Origin of the sequence: Mesorhizobium sp. M7A.F.Ca.US.005.03.2.1 (assembly GCF_003997795.1) — a bacterium.
GTDB lineage: Bacteria > Pseudomonadota > Alphaproteobacteria > Rhizobiales > Rhizobiaceae > Mesorhizobium > Mesorhizobium ciceri.
Window position 1 is genome coordinate 1 of record NZ_RZRP01000073.1, and the last position, 13,381, is coordinate 13,381.

At 57.8% G+C, this 13,381-nt stretch carries 14 protein-coding genes and 1 pseudogene; 10 read left to right on the forward strand and 5 right to left on the reverse strand.

Translation table 11 applies throughout. The annotated features are described in order from the left end of the window. Nucleotides 1-895: 895 nt before the first annotated feature. From EN991_RS06580 to EN991_RS06605, 5 genes are all read left to right on the forward strand, one after another. Nucleotides 896-2,083: an FAD-binding domain gene (locus tag EN991_RS06580; RefSeq protein WP_245460909.1), complete on the forward strand. Its 1,188-nt coding sequence runs from the start codon at nt 896-898 to the stop codon at nt 2,081-2,083. A gap of 375 nt (nt 2,084-2,458) precedes the next feature. Beyond that, nucleotides 2,459-2,701 carry a hypothetical protein gene (locus EN991_RS06585; RefSeq protein WP_127368405.1) on the forward strand — a complete coding sequence of 81 codons (243 nt, stop codon included), beginning with the start codon at nt 2,459-2,461 and terminating at the stop codon, nt 2,699-2,701. 193 nt (nt 2,702-2,894) lie between these two features. Next, complete coding sequence (locus tag EN991_RS06590; RefSeq protein ID WP_127368406.1) at nt 2,895-3,392, forward strand: invasion associated locus B family protein; 498 nt, start codon at nt 2,895-2,897, stop codon at nt 3,390-3,392. 82 nt (nt 3,393-3,474) lie between these two features. Then, nucleotides 3,475-3,669 (forward strand): hypothetical protein, encoded by a 195-nt coding sequence (locus EN991_RS06595; RefSeq protein ID WP_127368407.1) that lies wholly within the window; start codon nt 3,475-3,477, stop codon nt 3,667-3,669. A gap of 357 nt (nt 3,670-4,026) precedes the next feature. Beyond that, nucleotides 4,027-4,230: an SH3 domain-containing protein gene (locus tag EN991_RS06605; protein ID WP_164753724.1), complete on the forward strand. Its 204-nt coding sequence runs from the start codon at nt 4,027-4,029 to the stop codon at nt 4,228-4,230. 303 nt (nt 4,231-4,533) lie between these two features. Here the strand turns inward: EN991_RS06605 and EN991_RS06610 are convergent, their stop codons facing one another. The 4 genes from EN991_RS06610 to EN991_RS06625 all read right to left on the reverse strand — a co-directional run bounded on the left by EN991_RS06610 (nt 4,534) and on the right by EN991_RS06625 (nt 8,707). Then, nucleotides 4,534-6,165, reverse strand: coding sequence for a tetratricopeptide repeat protein (locus EN991_RS06610; RefSeq protein ID WP_127368410.1), 1,632 nt, complete (start codon nt 6,163-6,165; stop codon nt 4,534-4,536). A gap of 330 nt (nt 6,166-6,495) precedes the next feature. Then, entirely contained in the window at nt 6,496-7,173 is a 678-nt protein-coding gene (locus EN991_RS06615) for a GNAT family protein (protein ID WP_127368411.1), read from the reverse strand. A 67-nt stretch (nt 7,174-7,240) separates the two neighbouring features. After that, nucleotides 7,241-8,194 carry an alpha/beta fold hydrolase gene (locus tag EN991_RS06620; RefSeq protein ID WP_127368412.1) on the reverse strand — a complete coding sequence of 318 codons (954 nt, stop codon included), beginning with the start codon at nt 8,192-8,194 and terminating at the stop codon, nt 7,241-7,243. 63 nt (nt 8,195-8,257) lie between these two features. Beyond that, nucleotides 8,258-8,707, reverse strand: a complete 450-nt coding sequence (locus tag EN991_RS06625; RefSeq protein ID WP_127368413.1) for a hypothetical protein — start codon at nt 8,705-8,707, stop codon at nt 8,258-8,260. 85 nt (nt 8,708-8,792) lie between these two features. On the opposite strand from EN991_RS06625, the gene EN991_RS06630 reads away from it, so the two are divergent. The 5 genes and pseudogenes from EN991_RS06630 (at nt 8,793) to EN991_RS06650 (ending at nt 11,739) form a co-directional block, all read left to right on the forward strand. Continuing rightward, nucleotides 8,793-9,416 (forward strand): TetR/AcrR family transcriptional regulator, encoded by a 624-nt coding sequence (locus EN991_RS06630; RefSeq protein ID WP_127368414.1) that lies wholly within the window; start codon nt 8,793-8,795, stop codon nt 9,414-9,416. 432 nt (nt 9,417-9,848) lie between these two features. Then, nucleotides 9,849-10,041, forward strand: a pseudogene (locus EN991_RS40765) (transposase); the annotation flags it as partial. A gap of 276 nt (nt 10,042-10,317) precedes the next feature. Further along, nucleotides 10,318-10,617 carry a hypothetical protein gene (locus tag EN991_RS06640; RefSeq protein ID WP_127368416.1) on the forward strand — a complete coding sequence of 100 codons (300 nt, stop codon included), beginning with the start codon at nt 10,318-10,320 and terminating at the stop codon, nt 10,615-10,617. 415 nt (nt 10,618-11,032) lie between these two features. Beyond that, nucleotides 11,033-11,440, forward strand: a complete 408-nt coding sequence (locus EN991_RS06645) for a helix-turn-helix domain-containing protein (RefSeq protein WP_127368417.1) — start codon at nt 11,033-11,035, stop codon at nt 11,438-11,440. Next, the gene (locus tag EN991_RS06650; RefSeq protein ID WP_127368418.1) at nt 11,437-11,739 is read left to right on the forward strand and encodes a hypothetical protein; all 303 of its coding nucleotides are present in this window, start codon (nt 11,437-11,439) and stop codon (nt 11,737-11,739) included. The genes EN991_RS06645 and EN991_RS06650 overlap by 4 nt, the downstream gene beginning before the upstream one ends. A 661-nt stretch (nt 11,740-12,400) precedes the next feature. On the opposite strand, the gene EN991_RS06660 is transcribed toward EN991_RS06650, so the two are convergent. Continuing rightward, nucleotides 12,401-13,381, reverse strand: a 981-nt coding sequence (locus EN991_RS06660) for a sulfite oxidase (RefSeq protein ID WP_127368420.1), incomplete at its 5' end; no start/stop codon positions are given.

Here is a 13,381-nt window from a genome sequence, read left to right on the forward strand (position 1 = left end):
CACTCGCACAGAGTATGAGAGCTATTCTTTGAGCGCCGCATGCTGTGGCTTTCGCAGGCCCGGCTACAAATGTCCGGCGCTCAAAGAATAGCTCTCATACTCTGTGCGAGTGCAGATTTGATGGGCCGTGAATAATTGCGGTTTTGCGAAACCCCATCGAGTTCGGATGCAGGCGCCCATGAAGGAACGCGCCAACATCACCGTTTGGGGGAGCACAAGAGTGATGCTGTTTGAGCAAGTCCGCCCGCGGGCGTTTCCTGGCGGCCCGGCATTTTCGGCGGAGTTGGTGCCGGACCGATCCGCTATGTTGTTTTCGATGTAATCCATCTCAAGACGACTGAGCGGCAGGCGCGGAGTTTCTGGAAGTTGATGAAAGGAACGTTCACTTGACTGATGTGTCTTCCGGGGGCGAGGCCCAAAATGCACGGCTCGCTGATCTACGGGCAGCGACAATGCTACGCGAGACCGCCCAAGTGTCGTTCGATGCGGCGACCGAATCCGCTCTGTCGGCAATAGCCGCCGAGATGAACATGAGTCGACCTGAGCTCATTCGGATGGCATTGGTTGACTGGCTGGAATCTCACAAAAACTCTCGAGCGGCTGCGAACGATTAGCTGCGCCGCGAACGCGCCCGATGCGTCCGCCCAGAATACCAGGCGAAGCTGCCACATCCACCGCGGACCTCACATCGCGCGAACGACGGACCATTCGGGATATTATAATCTCGTGAGTCACGGGAAGGCTGCCTCTGTTGGGAAAGAGGCACTCCCAGCCGCCTGTTTAACGGGACACCGTCCCCGGCGGCCTGGGCAGCGAATCATCATTCTCGTGCCGACTGACCTCTCCTTGCCATAGCGGCGACTTCCACTAACTTTTCAATATGGCCATCGGAACGGTGTTGATTTCCGGCGGCGGAATCGCCGGCCCCGCCCTTGCCTTCTGGCTGGCAGCCGGTGGATTCCGACCAACACTAATCGAACGAGCGCCCCATTTGCGCACGGGAGGTTACGTCATCGATTTTTGGGGCCTTGGTTATGGCATCGCCGAGCGAATGGGGCTCGAGGAGGAGATCAATCGCGTAGGCTACCATGTACGCGAAGTGCGCTTTGTAAACGATCGTGGAAAGCGCGTCACAGGTTTTGGCACGGACGTTTTTACTGAGCTGACAGCGGGCCGCTTTGTGACACTCGGACGCAGCGATCTCTCTAGGCTGCTTTTCGACAAGATAAAGGATACGACCGAAGTCATATTCGATGATGAGATCCTCGGCATTCAAGAACATCCAGCCGGTGTGCGCGTTAACTTCAAGCGTGGAGGCGAGCGCGCGTTCGATCTGGTGATCGGCGCTGACGGTCTGCATTCCGGCGTTCGCCGTCTGGCCTTCGGGCCACAGCAGCAGTTCGAAAAGAAACTCGGTTACGCTGTCGCGGCCTTCGAGTGCGCTGGCTACCGTCCACGCGACGAAGACGTGTATTTGATGTACGGCCAGCCAGGAAGAATGCTCGGGCGTTTCACGCTGCGTGATAACCGAACGCTCTTCTTGTTCGTCTTTGCGGCGGGCAACGACCCAGTGCCAGCGACGCTGGAAATGCAGAAGGCAGTGCTGCGAAAAATTTACGGCGGTGGGGGATGGGAATGCCCGCGTATTTTGAATGCGCTGGATGGGATCGACGATCTCTATTTCGACAGCGTCAGCCAGATCAGGATGAACAGTTGGTCGCAAGGCCGCATTGCTCTAACGGGCGATGCCGCGTTTTGCGTGTCCTTGTTGGCCGGACAAGGTTCAGCCCTGGCCATGATTTCGGCCTATATCTTGGCGGGTGAACTTTTCAGGGCCGAGGGACGATATCAGGAGGCATTCCGCACGTACGAAACTCTCTTGCGGGATTACATTCATACGAAGCAGCGCGGCGCCGAGCGATTTGCCACAGCCTTTGCACCAAGGACGCAATTGGGCCTGTTTGTGCGCAACTTGGTGATAAGCACATTTGCAATCCCCGGTGTCGCACGATTGGCCATCGGGCGAGAAATTGCCGACGCTCTGCAGCTACCTGATTATCGCTGGCCATCGCCGACGAATTGACGACAGCGGTGGCGCGCGCCAGCCTCCCGCGCCAACCTTCCGAAAAATAGTCGCCATGCCGGAATAGTTTCCCGCCACGCTCGGTATATGCCGCATGAGAGTGAACTTCGACGTGGCGCATCAAGCAGCGGACCATCGTCCAATGCCGGGAGCGGCAGCGCCATCTTGGGAGCGCAGCGCGAGTGCTGATGATCACGACAACGTCAGTGCTCGCGGTCGGGAGGAGCGCGCTCTCATTGGCCCAGCGGTTGTCCCCCTGTCCATGGCCGCTGGGCCGGTCCGCCGATGAAAAGCACAAACATTCCAGGCGTGATTGGCGCAGCGGAGACACGGCCCCGCTGACCACGGATGCGGCAGACGGCACACGAGACGAGTATGCGGAAGCTAGAAGACTATGAGGAGATCGCGCTCAGCGGTTACCCGTACGACGGAGACTACATAGCCATGTTGGACGGCAAAGGCGATCGTGCTCGACTGCTCGGCGGCGAATTGTGCGGCCTTTATGGCGCAACACTGACCGACCAGGCGGCGGCTTTGCCACGGTACTATCCGTGGGCGTCCCATCTCGTTATCGCCACCGTCAAAGGGGACCGGCTTGTTGCGATCCGGGACTACTGAAGGGCAAATGTTGGACTTCCGCACGAAGGCAAAGTCCAACACCCGACTGAGGCAGTTCGATCAAGCCGCAGCACGGCCGGCTTGATGGTGGTCAGAACTTCCAAAGATCCCCCTTGAGAAGCCCATCTTCAAACATCAGTGATATGGAAACCACCTTGACCACGTTTGCTGGTATGAAATCTGGAAGGATATGATGACCATCAAAGCAGTTGTGGCAAGCATTGCATCCTTGCTACTTTCTATCACTTGGGTGCAAGCTGGCCCCAGACTTCTCTCTCGGCACGGTGCATGGGGCGTCTATTCTTATCGTTCAGACACAACATGGTGCTATGTCCTGAGTGTCCCTGTTTCCGAACTTCCTGCGGATGTCGATCATGGCGAGAATTTTGTCATGATCTCGCGAGCGCCGAAGGATGACCAGCCCGAAGCCGTCATGGGGTATCGGCTTAAGCCGGGGTCGGACATCGATGTGGTGATCGCAGACGAGCACTTCTCAATGTTTACTCAAGACAACAAGGCTTGGTTGGCGAGCGCCGAAGAGGATCGATCGATGGTCAATGCCATGCGGGCAGCCAGCAAAATGAAGCTGTTGGCCACGTCCTGGAGAGGTACACAAACCCAGTACGCCTATTCGCTGATGGGGCTCACCGCCGCCTTGAAAGCGAGCAAGATTTGCAAATCAGCTCGTTGAGCGAAGTCCGGCGACGCACGGTAGTCGCTCCAAAGCCGCTCAATCGACTTGGAGAAAACCACCCAGGCGCGTGAAACCTTGGATGAAGAAGATGAGAGAGTTCTTCAATACCGCTATCGTTATCCTGCTGATAGCGATTGCTGTCGTCCTGCTCTTCCTGGCACCAAGAGGCTTTCAGCTCGGTCCGCCCGATCCGCTTGTTACCTCACGTGCTTCTGGTTTGATGCGAGGGGTCGACTCCATTGTGCAGACCCCTTTAACAAAAACTATGGTGTGAGGTGGTCCGGCCGCGCCGCATGCAATCCTTTTTCGAAACCGAACGCGGCGCCCAGGTTTTTAAAGCGTGGGCGCTCATTCGATCTGCTCTCACGGTTGGCTTGGTAGCCGCTTCTGCACCGACGACAGGATTGCGAGCCGAGACCACTAGCGTTCCTATACCCCGCTTCGTCTCGTTGAAAGGTTCACCCGCGAACCTGCGGATCGGCCCTAGTGTCGATTACAGCATTGAATGGGTCTACATGCGCCCGGGCATTCCCCTTGAGATTTACCAGCAATTTGGCAACTGGCGGCGGGTACGGGATTGGAGCGGGGCGGATGGATCTATGCTCCGCTTCTGTCTGGACGCAGAACGGCCGTGATCGCTCCTTGGAGCAAAGGTAACGTTGCTCTACGCAAAAAGGCTAAATTCGATGGCCCGGTTATCTCCTGGCTGGAACCTGCCGTTGAAGTCAAACTCAGGGGCTGCGATGGTCAATGGTGCAGCGTCGCGCTGAGTTCGATGTCAGGCTTCATCAAACAGTTCGACTTGTGGGGGGCTTATCCCGGCGAAGTGTTCTGAATGACGAGGCCGGAAAATCGTTGACGGACGTTCATTCACTTTTCGGCGATCTATGTCCTCCCTCCGGTGTAAGCGTCATCAGGTGCCCACTGTGATCCAGACACCCCACGTCCTCACACTTGCTCGAAGCTGTCAGTTCGATGCATCACGCGCATCCATCGTATAGGCGTATGGGCGGCTACGACAGGAGTTCAGCCTGCGGATGGGCCATCTGCCCGTCTTCGCGCGCAATGGATGCGTGCGACTCGATGCTGGCTCTTTTGGCGCAGAGATCGTTGCAACTAGCGAGCGGAACCTTGCCACTTATCGCGGTGCACTCCGACAGGCACATGATGCCATGATGGGCACTTCTGCATGCGCCAGAGCCTGATCCAACTGCTGTCGGACGTCGCTGATTTCTACCGCGTCACCCCGTCGGCTAAGGCATTCAAGCAGACCGTGAAGGCTCCAGACGTTGCGTGGGTGTTGGCAAGGCCGCGGCAACGTCGCATCAAGCCCAAGGTCAGCGCGATAGACAGCCTCAGCTTCGCCATATCGTTCGGCATCCATCAGCAATGCGCCAAGCGCGTGTCGCGTCGGCTGCATCCAACCCCATGGCTCGTCATAAAGTAAATTGTCGTCGAGATCGACCGCATGCCGCAGGAAATCCAGACCTTCATGGACGCGGCCGGATTTGTAGTGCAACTCCCCCAGCATCATCGCTTCGGCAACCTTCAGGATATCGGCGCAGGGGTTGTTGAACAGCATGCGCTCGGGTTGCACTGCATCGCGCGCTGCCGCGAAAAGGCTAGCGCTTTCCTCGGCTTGGGGAATTCTACCGAGGTTGGACAGAGCCACTGTCCGGGCATAATGCAACAGGACGGTGCTGTAGGAGTAAAGCTCCGCATCCTCGGGGAAGGCCTCTTCCAGGATACAGGACCAGCGCCCAAAGCGTATAAGTACGTGCAACTTCATCGGCGCAAAGGCTTCAAACATCTCTGGCATGTAACGCACCACCGGCTCTGGCAGGTTTTCCATCAATGCTTTCGCAGCTTCGAAGGCGTCCGACGGGCGACCAAGAAACATGGCCCCGTAGATTTGAAAGTGAAGGTTGTGGATCCGGTAGACCGTGTAAAAGTTCTTACCGCCTGCATGAGCGAAATATGAACGATCCACCTGAGCCGCCTGCCGGTTGCGCATCACGACTTTGTGGTAATCGCCGCAAAGCACGTCGATATGCGTCGCCATATGCACAAGATGCCCGGAGTCTGGCACGAGGCGCTCCAGCCGATCTGCATGCGGCAAGGCTTTTTCCGGCGTCGACGACATCTCCATCAGATGAATGTAGAAATGCAACAACCCCGGATGTGCCCAGGCTGCTGGCTGGGTCGTGAAGGCGCGGTCCAGAGCCGCGTGCGCTTCCTCCGTCGAGGTGCCAGCCGCAGGCTGCCCGGTACGAGTATCCCACAGCGCCCAAGGCGTGCGGTTGATCAGTGCCTCGACAAAGATCGCGGTCACATCTAGATCGTCAGGGAAACTCTCGTATACCGTGCGCATCGCTGCAGCGAAATCGTCATTCCAAGGGCCATAATCCGTAATCTCAGGGTCAGTAGGGAACCGCGATGTCAGCGCATCAAGCAGTGCGCGCTCGACTTCGATTGCAGGCAGATGGCACGCCTCCGCCAACAATACATGCGCCCGCGTCAAAGCGACAATACGCTCTTCAGGCCCGAAGGAGGTCCATAGCTTGTTGTAGTTTGGACCTAGACAGTGGGCAATTCCCCACCGCGCCATGACGTTTGTAGGCGCCACTTCCAGCACGCGCTCGTAACAGGCAATGGCCTCTTCGTGGTTAAATCCGTATTGCCAGATTAGCCCCCGGTCGAACCACATCTGCGCCTCGGAAGGCGTGTTGTCCAGCCGGCGGGAGAAGGTGCCTAGATCGAAATACGTCATCGTATCCAACTCCATGGCTGACGGCGACTACCGGCCCAGACTACATCAAACCCGGGAAGGAAGGGAGTTCGACAGAAGGCTGACCGCTTGATCTCACCTGCCATCTTCCTCAACAGCCGCGATATCGTTCGCCTTTCCCAGCCCCGACCCCGATTTCGTACCGGGCCGAAAACGATGTCCCCTCGACGGACGACGTCAGCGAATTCTTGACCTGTTCAATCGGTGGCTCCGAGAATCGGAAACGAGATGAAGCTGAGTGCGGCGGGGCCGGAAGCGGAAGGTCCTCTTCCGTAAGGGAAAGGGAACGAGGCTTTCACTGAGAAGGATCGATTACATGCCGCAATCCAGCTCCGCGAGCCGCGCCATCTGATTGCCCGCGGCGTCGAAGTTTTCGCTCATCAACCACCGACTTATTGTGGCCCGACGACGGGGCCACTCTTCTTTCAAGATGGAAAACCAAGCCACGTCACGCTGACACCCGTCAACGATTGCCGCGCGTCGCCATGTTTCTTCGTAGGTAAATCCTATATTCTTGGCAGCCTTGAACGATTTCTGATTTTGCGACTGACATCTCCAGACAAGACGTTGATAACCCAACTCATCCATCGCATGACACATCAGCAGAAAAATAGCTTCCCGCGCCGCGCGTGTCCCCTGCAACGACGGGGAGAACCAGATACTGCCGATTTCGATGCTGCTATCCTTTTGTTCCACGTCGCAAATTGAAAGCCATCCCTGCGGCGCTTGCCCTTTTGGCTCCACTATCCAAAATGGTTGATGCGTACGAGCGCTGACCTCCTTAAGAAACATTTGAAGGCTTTTGATTTCTGCAAATGGTCCGTATCGCAGATAGGTAAAACTCTCAGGGGCCGCAACGACAGCCGGCCAGAGAGCGTCAGCGTCATTCGCGCTCAAAGGCAGCAAATCGACATAGTTACCGGCACGCCGTTCCTTTATCGGAAAGGGCCAGCTTTGTTGGGAAATACGAGTGCCGAGCGATGACGTCATACAGAAAGACGAACTGTCTCATCCAACGCTCGTGTGAGAATACACAGCCGTGGAATGAGCTTTGTCCTCAGGCCACTGACCGCAAGATCGTGGTCCGAGCTTCCCGGCCTTCCGGCGTTGGCATCCCAGCATAATTATGCGGCTGGCCCTGTTTAAGATGAAGTTCGACCGCCACTCCTGCCGCAGATGCCTTGGCGGCCATGTCGACGCAATCGGGATAGAACAGATCGAGCGTCCCGGAAAAGATGATTATCGGCGCCAGCCCACGGAAATCGCCATTCAATGGACTGACATAAGGATGGGCGATATCAAGGTCCCCCGCAAAGAGGCGCCCGACTTCGCGTACGCCAGGTATATCATTGACAGGATCCCGCGCAGCAATCGGCACCTGCTCCGGCCGGCTGACGGAAAAATCCCCGCCAGGCGAGATCAACACAAGTCGGCTCGGTTGTGTGTGTCCACGATCTCGCAGCCACTGGGCCGCTGCCAATCCCAACGCGGCTCCGGCCGAATTGCCGACCACTGTCACCTTCACCGCCCCCGCATCTTGCAGGATTTTACGCAACAGTTCGCCCATGGCCGGCACTACCTCTTCTGCGGTGTTATGGGGTGCCAATGGATAAATAGGAACGATACAGCGTACCTCGGCAGTTCGGGTGAAGTAGCCGACAATGCGCCAGTGGGCGCGAACGATCTCATTGATATAGCCGCCGCCGTGCAGGAAGACCACGATGTTGCAACCTTCACAATGTGCGGCGGGCGCTGTGTGATAGATTGGCCATCCAGCCACGTCCTTTCTCGTCACCTCGACGCCGCGCCCCAGTCCTGTTGGCCCGAAGAGAACCGGCCGCAATGCTAATCGGCGCACGCGGTGTTGCACGGCACCAGCGGATGCCATCCGCTTCTTGACACGAAACAACCTCAGCAACCCAACGAGGATGCGGCTCTGCAAGCTTGTACAGTCTGTGCCCGAAGTAAGCCGTTGCAGCGTTCTTTCATTGCCGCGAACCAAGGGTGCCATTTTTAAACTCGCCTTCGAATATATTTCGTTCGCTGGCGCGTGCCGACGAGCCAGAGTCCAAGATTATGCGAACCCGTTCAATTCAGGTTTAGCGACCATCAAAGCGATGATGAGCGCAAAAAGCGCTATGACGGCTAATCGTCCAGCCATAGCACGGCTGTCGGCGGCCAATGCCTTGACGTCCACTGCCGAGCCGCGATGCCCCATTTGGCCTCGCATCGCCCATGGACGAACGAATGTGTGCTCAACGGCCATTAGAGCGCCGATAAGCGCGATGGACGCCACCAACCACGGCGTCAACGGGGACCAGCCGCCAAGAACCACAAGGACGATACCGGCGAGGACGCCAGCGCCAGTCAGAGGTCCCGCCAAGCGACTGGCCAAGAAGGCCATTCTTGCCGGTCTTCGGTAGCCTCGTCTTGCCGCAAGGAGCAGAAACTCTGCCGCCACGAACAGGAGCAAAGCAGTGCACATGGCATAGAGATGAATTCCCAAAACAGCTCCATAAAGCATTTATTCGTCCGCTCGTTCACAAGAATGGTGGACATAATGCGAGCGATGGCTCACAATTGTCTACTCGCATTAGGACGGGAGAAACATGGCGCCTAAGCCGCTTATGAATCCAAGGAAGGGCGCGTCTCAGGAGAGGTCCCGCGCGACGGTCGATGCGCTTGTAGAAGCAACTGCTCGCATTTTGGTCAGAGAAGGCTTTGACAAGGCCAGCACCAACCGTATTGCCGTTGAAGCGGGCGTGAGCGTTGGCTCGCTTTACCAATACTATCCTGGCAAAGAGGCGCTCGTCGCCGCCGTCATCGATCGCCACAATCAAGAAATCATGCAGGTTGTCAGGGGGGCATTCGCGGAGATCGCGTCACAGCCGGTTGAAAAAGCTGTGCGCCGGCTTGTCGCAGTTGCGATCGAGGCGCATAGCATCGACCCCAAGCTGCACCGTGTCCTTGCCGAGCAGATACCCCGCACGGGACGCCTCGAAAATGTGGAAACCTTCAATCGTGAAGCCCACGCCATGTTCAAGGCCTATCTCGAAAGTCACAGAGATGAGTTACGCGCGGCAGATCTGGCACTTGCCGCTTTTGTATGTGTGACCTCGATCGAGGCGCTAGCCCATAATGCCGTCTTGCATAGCGATGGGAAGCTTTCTGACAAAACCATCGGAACGCTCACCGACGAGGCCACTCGTCTCGTGGTCGGATATCTGCAATAGTCGCAGCCACTGCGCCGCGACGGCAACGGCGTCGAGACTTGGACGAAGCATCCTCAAAGCCTGGTCTCAGCCACTCCGTGAACCTGAACCGAGACAAGGTGATAATTTCTGCTCCCCTGTAAGGCCGGTTTGAGAGCCTGCGAAATTGTCGGATTGAAGTGGTCGATGCTGCTCGATCGATCAGGACGGGCGAATGGTCAACTACTCGGGCATTGCGTAGCCAGCATATGATCCGGAGGGGGAAATAGACCGGGTGAATATAGCAAGGCGGTCGGCGCGCTGGACAAGTTCACCGTTCGGGAGTGATCGCGATCTGTGGCGGTCGTGCCACAGAACCTTGATCAGAACGCCGCAACGGCCGTAGAAGACGAACAGATGACCGTGCGGATCACGCTTTAACGTCTCCTGCACCACCAGCGCGAGGCCGGGAAAGCCTTCTGCTGGGCAAACGTGCGCCGGCGCTTCTACGAACTCGCCGCAGCCGGCCCAGCGCCGAATCGCGAGCGAGGCGCTCAGGCGCATCCCAGAACTCTATCGCGTCGAAAACGAACTCCACGGCCAGCCGGGGGTGGACGTCGTGCCGGCGCGCCAGGAAAGGTGCCGCCCGATTGTCGTTGCGCGAGAAGCTCGGAGTCCTCTTCATTCGACGCCCTTGGGAATGACGGAACTCGAAAGGCTGAAGCGGGACCTCGGATCGCTCACCTTCTCAGCCCAATACCGGCGTCCCCCCCGCTCCGACCGATTACCTCGTCAAGCGCTCGTGGTTTCGATAGTACGATCCAGGGCAGCTCAACCGTCGTTCAATGACGATCGTGCAAAACTGGGATACGGCCCTCAAAGGCGATATAAGTTGCGACTACTCCGTTGGGACGATCTGGGCGAAGGACGACAACACTACTACTTGCTCGATCTCGTTCGTACTTGCGCCGCCTACCCGCAACTGGTCCAGACGGTGAAAAGATCGATCGACGATCACGATCCGGATATCGTCCTGATTGAGGACGTCGGATCGGGGACGAGCTTGATAGCCGACCTCGACTATCAAGGTCTTTCGACCACGCCCGTCAAAGCTCGGATGGGCAAGGAGAGCCGTCTATCCCGTGTCTCGGCTATGATGGAGAAACGTTCACCTGCCGAAGGAGGCACATTGGGAGGACGATTTCCTGCTGGAAGTCTTAGCGTTCCCCGGTCGCAAGCGTGACGATCGGCTCGACTCCATGTCCCGAGCTCTGGTTTTGGATGAAGGACGACAAGCCCGTTGAACGGTCGCGCACCAAATGAAGGTCTGGAATCGGCCGCAAGCGGACAATCTGTTTCCGGTTCCTGTCTTTGGATCAACGGGGCTTTAAAACGTGCACCGCGCGCGCCAGCTTTTCCCTTCTGACCAATTGCCGGTTCGTCCCTGCACTCTTGAGCGCGCGTGAGGCGGTCTATGGAAGCTATCGGCGCAGGCCACCTCGACGTCTGCTTTGGTCAAGCCAACCGCGCAGATGGAAGTTTCATAGGTGACCAAGCGAGCGCTCTATGTTGCCGCGGGTGCCATTCATGGACAAGGGAAAGCAGGCGTCCGAGCGGACGATCAAGAAAAGTGCCCGGCACGGGCTGTGCGGTCTGGCATGACGCGACGGCCTTACGGACTGGTCTGCCCGATCTCGCGCGCGTGTGAGTTCCTGGAGCCGCGCTGGACGATCCAGATCCTGACCGAGCTCTGGAACGGCTCGACCCGTTTCAATGATATTCGCAAGGGGGTAGGCAACATCTCCTCCGCCCTCTTGTCGAGGCGGCTCAAGGAAATGGAGGCGTTGGGCCTGGTCGAGCGCATCGAGGACGAGGCTGCCCGCACCGTCGCCCTATTCCGCACCGAGAAGTCGATCAAACTCGAGCCGGCGATGAACGCGCTGGCGGAATGGGCACAATGCAACATCGAGGCGGAGATCGCGCTCGCCGACATGGATGTATCGATCCTCATGTGGGCGTGCGGCGAAAGATCGACCTCGCTGAAATGCCGCGGCGGCGCGCCGTGATCCGCTTCCATTTTCGTGACGATCCCCCACCGAAGTGTCCCCATTACTGGTTTGTGGTAGAGCCAGGCGAGGACTTACCCGAGCAATGCTCGCTCGACCCCCGCCGGGACGTCGACCTTTACGTCGAGACTGGCATTGTTTCGCTGGGGGCCATCCTGGAGGGCCGCTCCAACATCGAGCGCGAGAAAGAAAGGGGCGGCCTTTTCCTAAGCGGCGACCCCGGTCTTGCCTGCAGCATGGACCGTTGGCTGCGAACCTCGGTCTGGGCGGCGCTCGAGGGAATCGTCCCGCTTTCTTAAAAACCATAATGAGGGTGCGGCCACACGCATGGAGGGTCGCTCGTGCCCGTGCAACGCCTAGTACAGAGAATAGGGGAGGAAAGACATGTCAGCTAAAATTCTGCAAAAAACTACAAGCTCAACGGGTCCAGCACCAAGTATGAGCAAGAAAACGTGCCTTATGCTCAACCAATCGCGGACCTCTGGCCTGGCTTGGATTGTCTGGATTATAAACGAGGCGCAAAGCGAAGCCGGCGGGATCTACCTGTTCGACGATGAGCAGTGCAAGCCTTCGTGGACGGGCCAATTATTGCGGAGATGAAAGGTGACCCGACGTTGAGCATCAAGGCCTTTGACGTAATCGCGGAACTCACGACCATCACACGTCAACGTAGTATTCTCGGAGGTAGGATGGCGCATGTAACAGTTGAGATAACGGGACGAACGCCTCCCGCTATCGCGCGTATGTAAAGTCAGCCCAGGCCAAACGGGAGTAGTAGCAGGAGCGCTGCCAGAGGCCCGACGATCCCAGCACGCCGCGCGCAGTAGCGCAGAAGCGCACGGAAGAGCGGCGGATCGAGTTCCACATCGGGGTGATGTGGCGACATCGGGCTTTGATGACCCCATGCCAAAAACATGGGGTCACGTCGATCTCAGACAGTTTGATACGGCTTTCCGCCAGTCAGTGAATATCGATACGTCGCGTCACCTGACCGTTACTTTCCCAGTAGGTATGCTTCTTGGCGATGATGGGGTCGTCCATTGCGGGTTGGACCTGCCCTCCAGTACTAACCGCACGCGAGGTGACTGTGTGCTCCCCGGCGGAGGGCTTGGGCCAGTCGACGGACCATATCTTCCAAGCGAAGTCCGCCTTGTCGGTTTCGTCGATGGCCGCCGGCATCCATGGCCCGTCATCGATCTTCACCTCGACCCGGTCGATCGGCGCGCCCCAGGCCGCCCCGACGATCCGGTGGTCACTGCCGATATGAGTGACCCGGGCCGGTGCAGACTTCAAGCGCGCCCGCCCGACAGAGGTTTCCACCCATACCGTCTCTCCGTTGTGCTCCTCCTCGCGCAGTGTGACATAATCGCGTCCCATAAACCGGTTCTCGAAGCGTTGGTCGCTCACGTCCATTCGTTTGAGCCATTTCACGTTCGCGATCCCGTACCAGCCCGGCGCTATCAGCCGCAGCGGGAAGCCGTTATCAGGAGGTAAGGGAGTTCCGTTCATCTCGTAGCAGAGGATGTTTTTGGGATCCATGGCGTCGGTGAGCGACATGCTGCGCGCAAAGTTCTGCGTGAACTTGATGTCGTCGGCTCGCTTTATTTCTCCTTCATCGGTGCCCCAGAAGACAACCTCGATACCACTGTCGAGGACTCCGACCTCCTTGAGGATCGGGGCGAGCGGCGTACCCGCCCAGCGAGCATTGCCAATCCCACCATTGAAAAACGGTAGGCCAGTATTGCCCGAACATTCGACCGTGAACGTGACTTCCTGGCGCGGTCGAGCCCTGATGTCGGCGAGCGTCAGGGCTGTTGGCTTTTTGACGGAACCGCCGATTTCGAGCTTCCACGTAGTTTCGTCGATGACCGGCCGGTTGAAATGCGCGATTGAAAAGAACTCGTCGTTGGGCGTCACCCAGGAATCGAGATCCTCCCACAC

Excerpts from the sequence above, each read along its gene's own strand:
- EN991_RS06585 (WP_127368405.1), top strand. The coding sequence starts at position 2,459 with ATGCGGAAGCTAGAAGACTATGAGGAGATCGCGCTCAGCGGTTACCCG.
- EN991_RS06615 (WP_127368411.1), bottom strand. The coding sequence starts at position 7,173 with ATGACGTCATCGCTCGGCACTCGTATTTCCCAACAAAGCTGGCCCTTT.
- EN991_RS06590 (WP_127368406.1), top strand. The coding sequence starts at position 2,895 with ATGACCATCAAAGCAGTTGTGGCAAGCATTGCATCCTTGCTACTTTCT.
- EN991_RS06630 (WP_127368414.1), top strand. The coding sequence starts at position 8,793 with ATGGCGCCTAAGCCGCTTATGAATCCAAGGAAGGGCGCGTCTCAGGAG.
- EN991_RS06595 (WP_127368407.1), top strand. The coding sequence starts at position 3,475 with ATGAAGAAGATGAGAGAGTTCTTCAATACCGCTATCGTTATCCTGCTG.
- EN991_RS06620 (WP_127368412.1), bottom strand. The coding sequence starts at position 8,194 with ATGGCACCCTTGGTTCGCGGCAATGAAAGAACGCTGCAACGGCTTACT.
- EN991_RS06610 (WP_127368410.1), bottom strand. The coding sequence starts at position 6,165 with ATGACGTATTTCGATCTAGGCACCTTCTCCCGCCGGCTGGACAACACG.
- EN991_RS06625 (WP_127368413.1), bottom strand. The coding sequence starts at position 8,707 with ATGCTTTATGGAGCTGTTTTGGGAATTCATCTCTATGCCATGTGCACT.
- EN991_RS06645 (WP_127368417.1), top strand. The coding sequence starts at position 11,033 with ATGACGCGACGGCCTTACGGACTGGTCTGCCCGATCTCGCGCGCGTGT.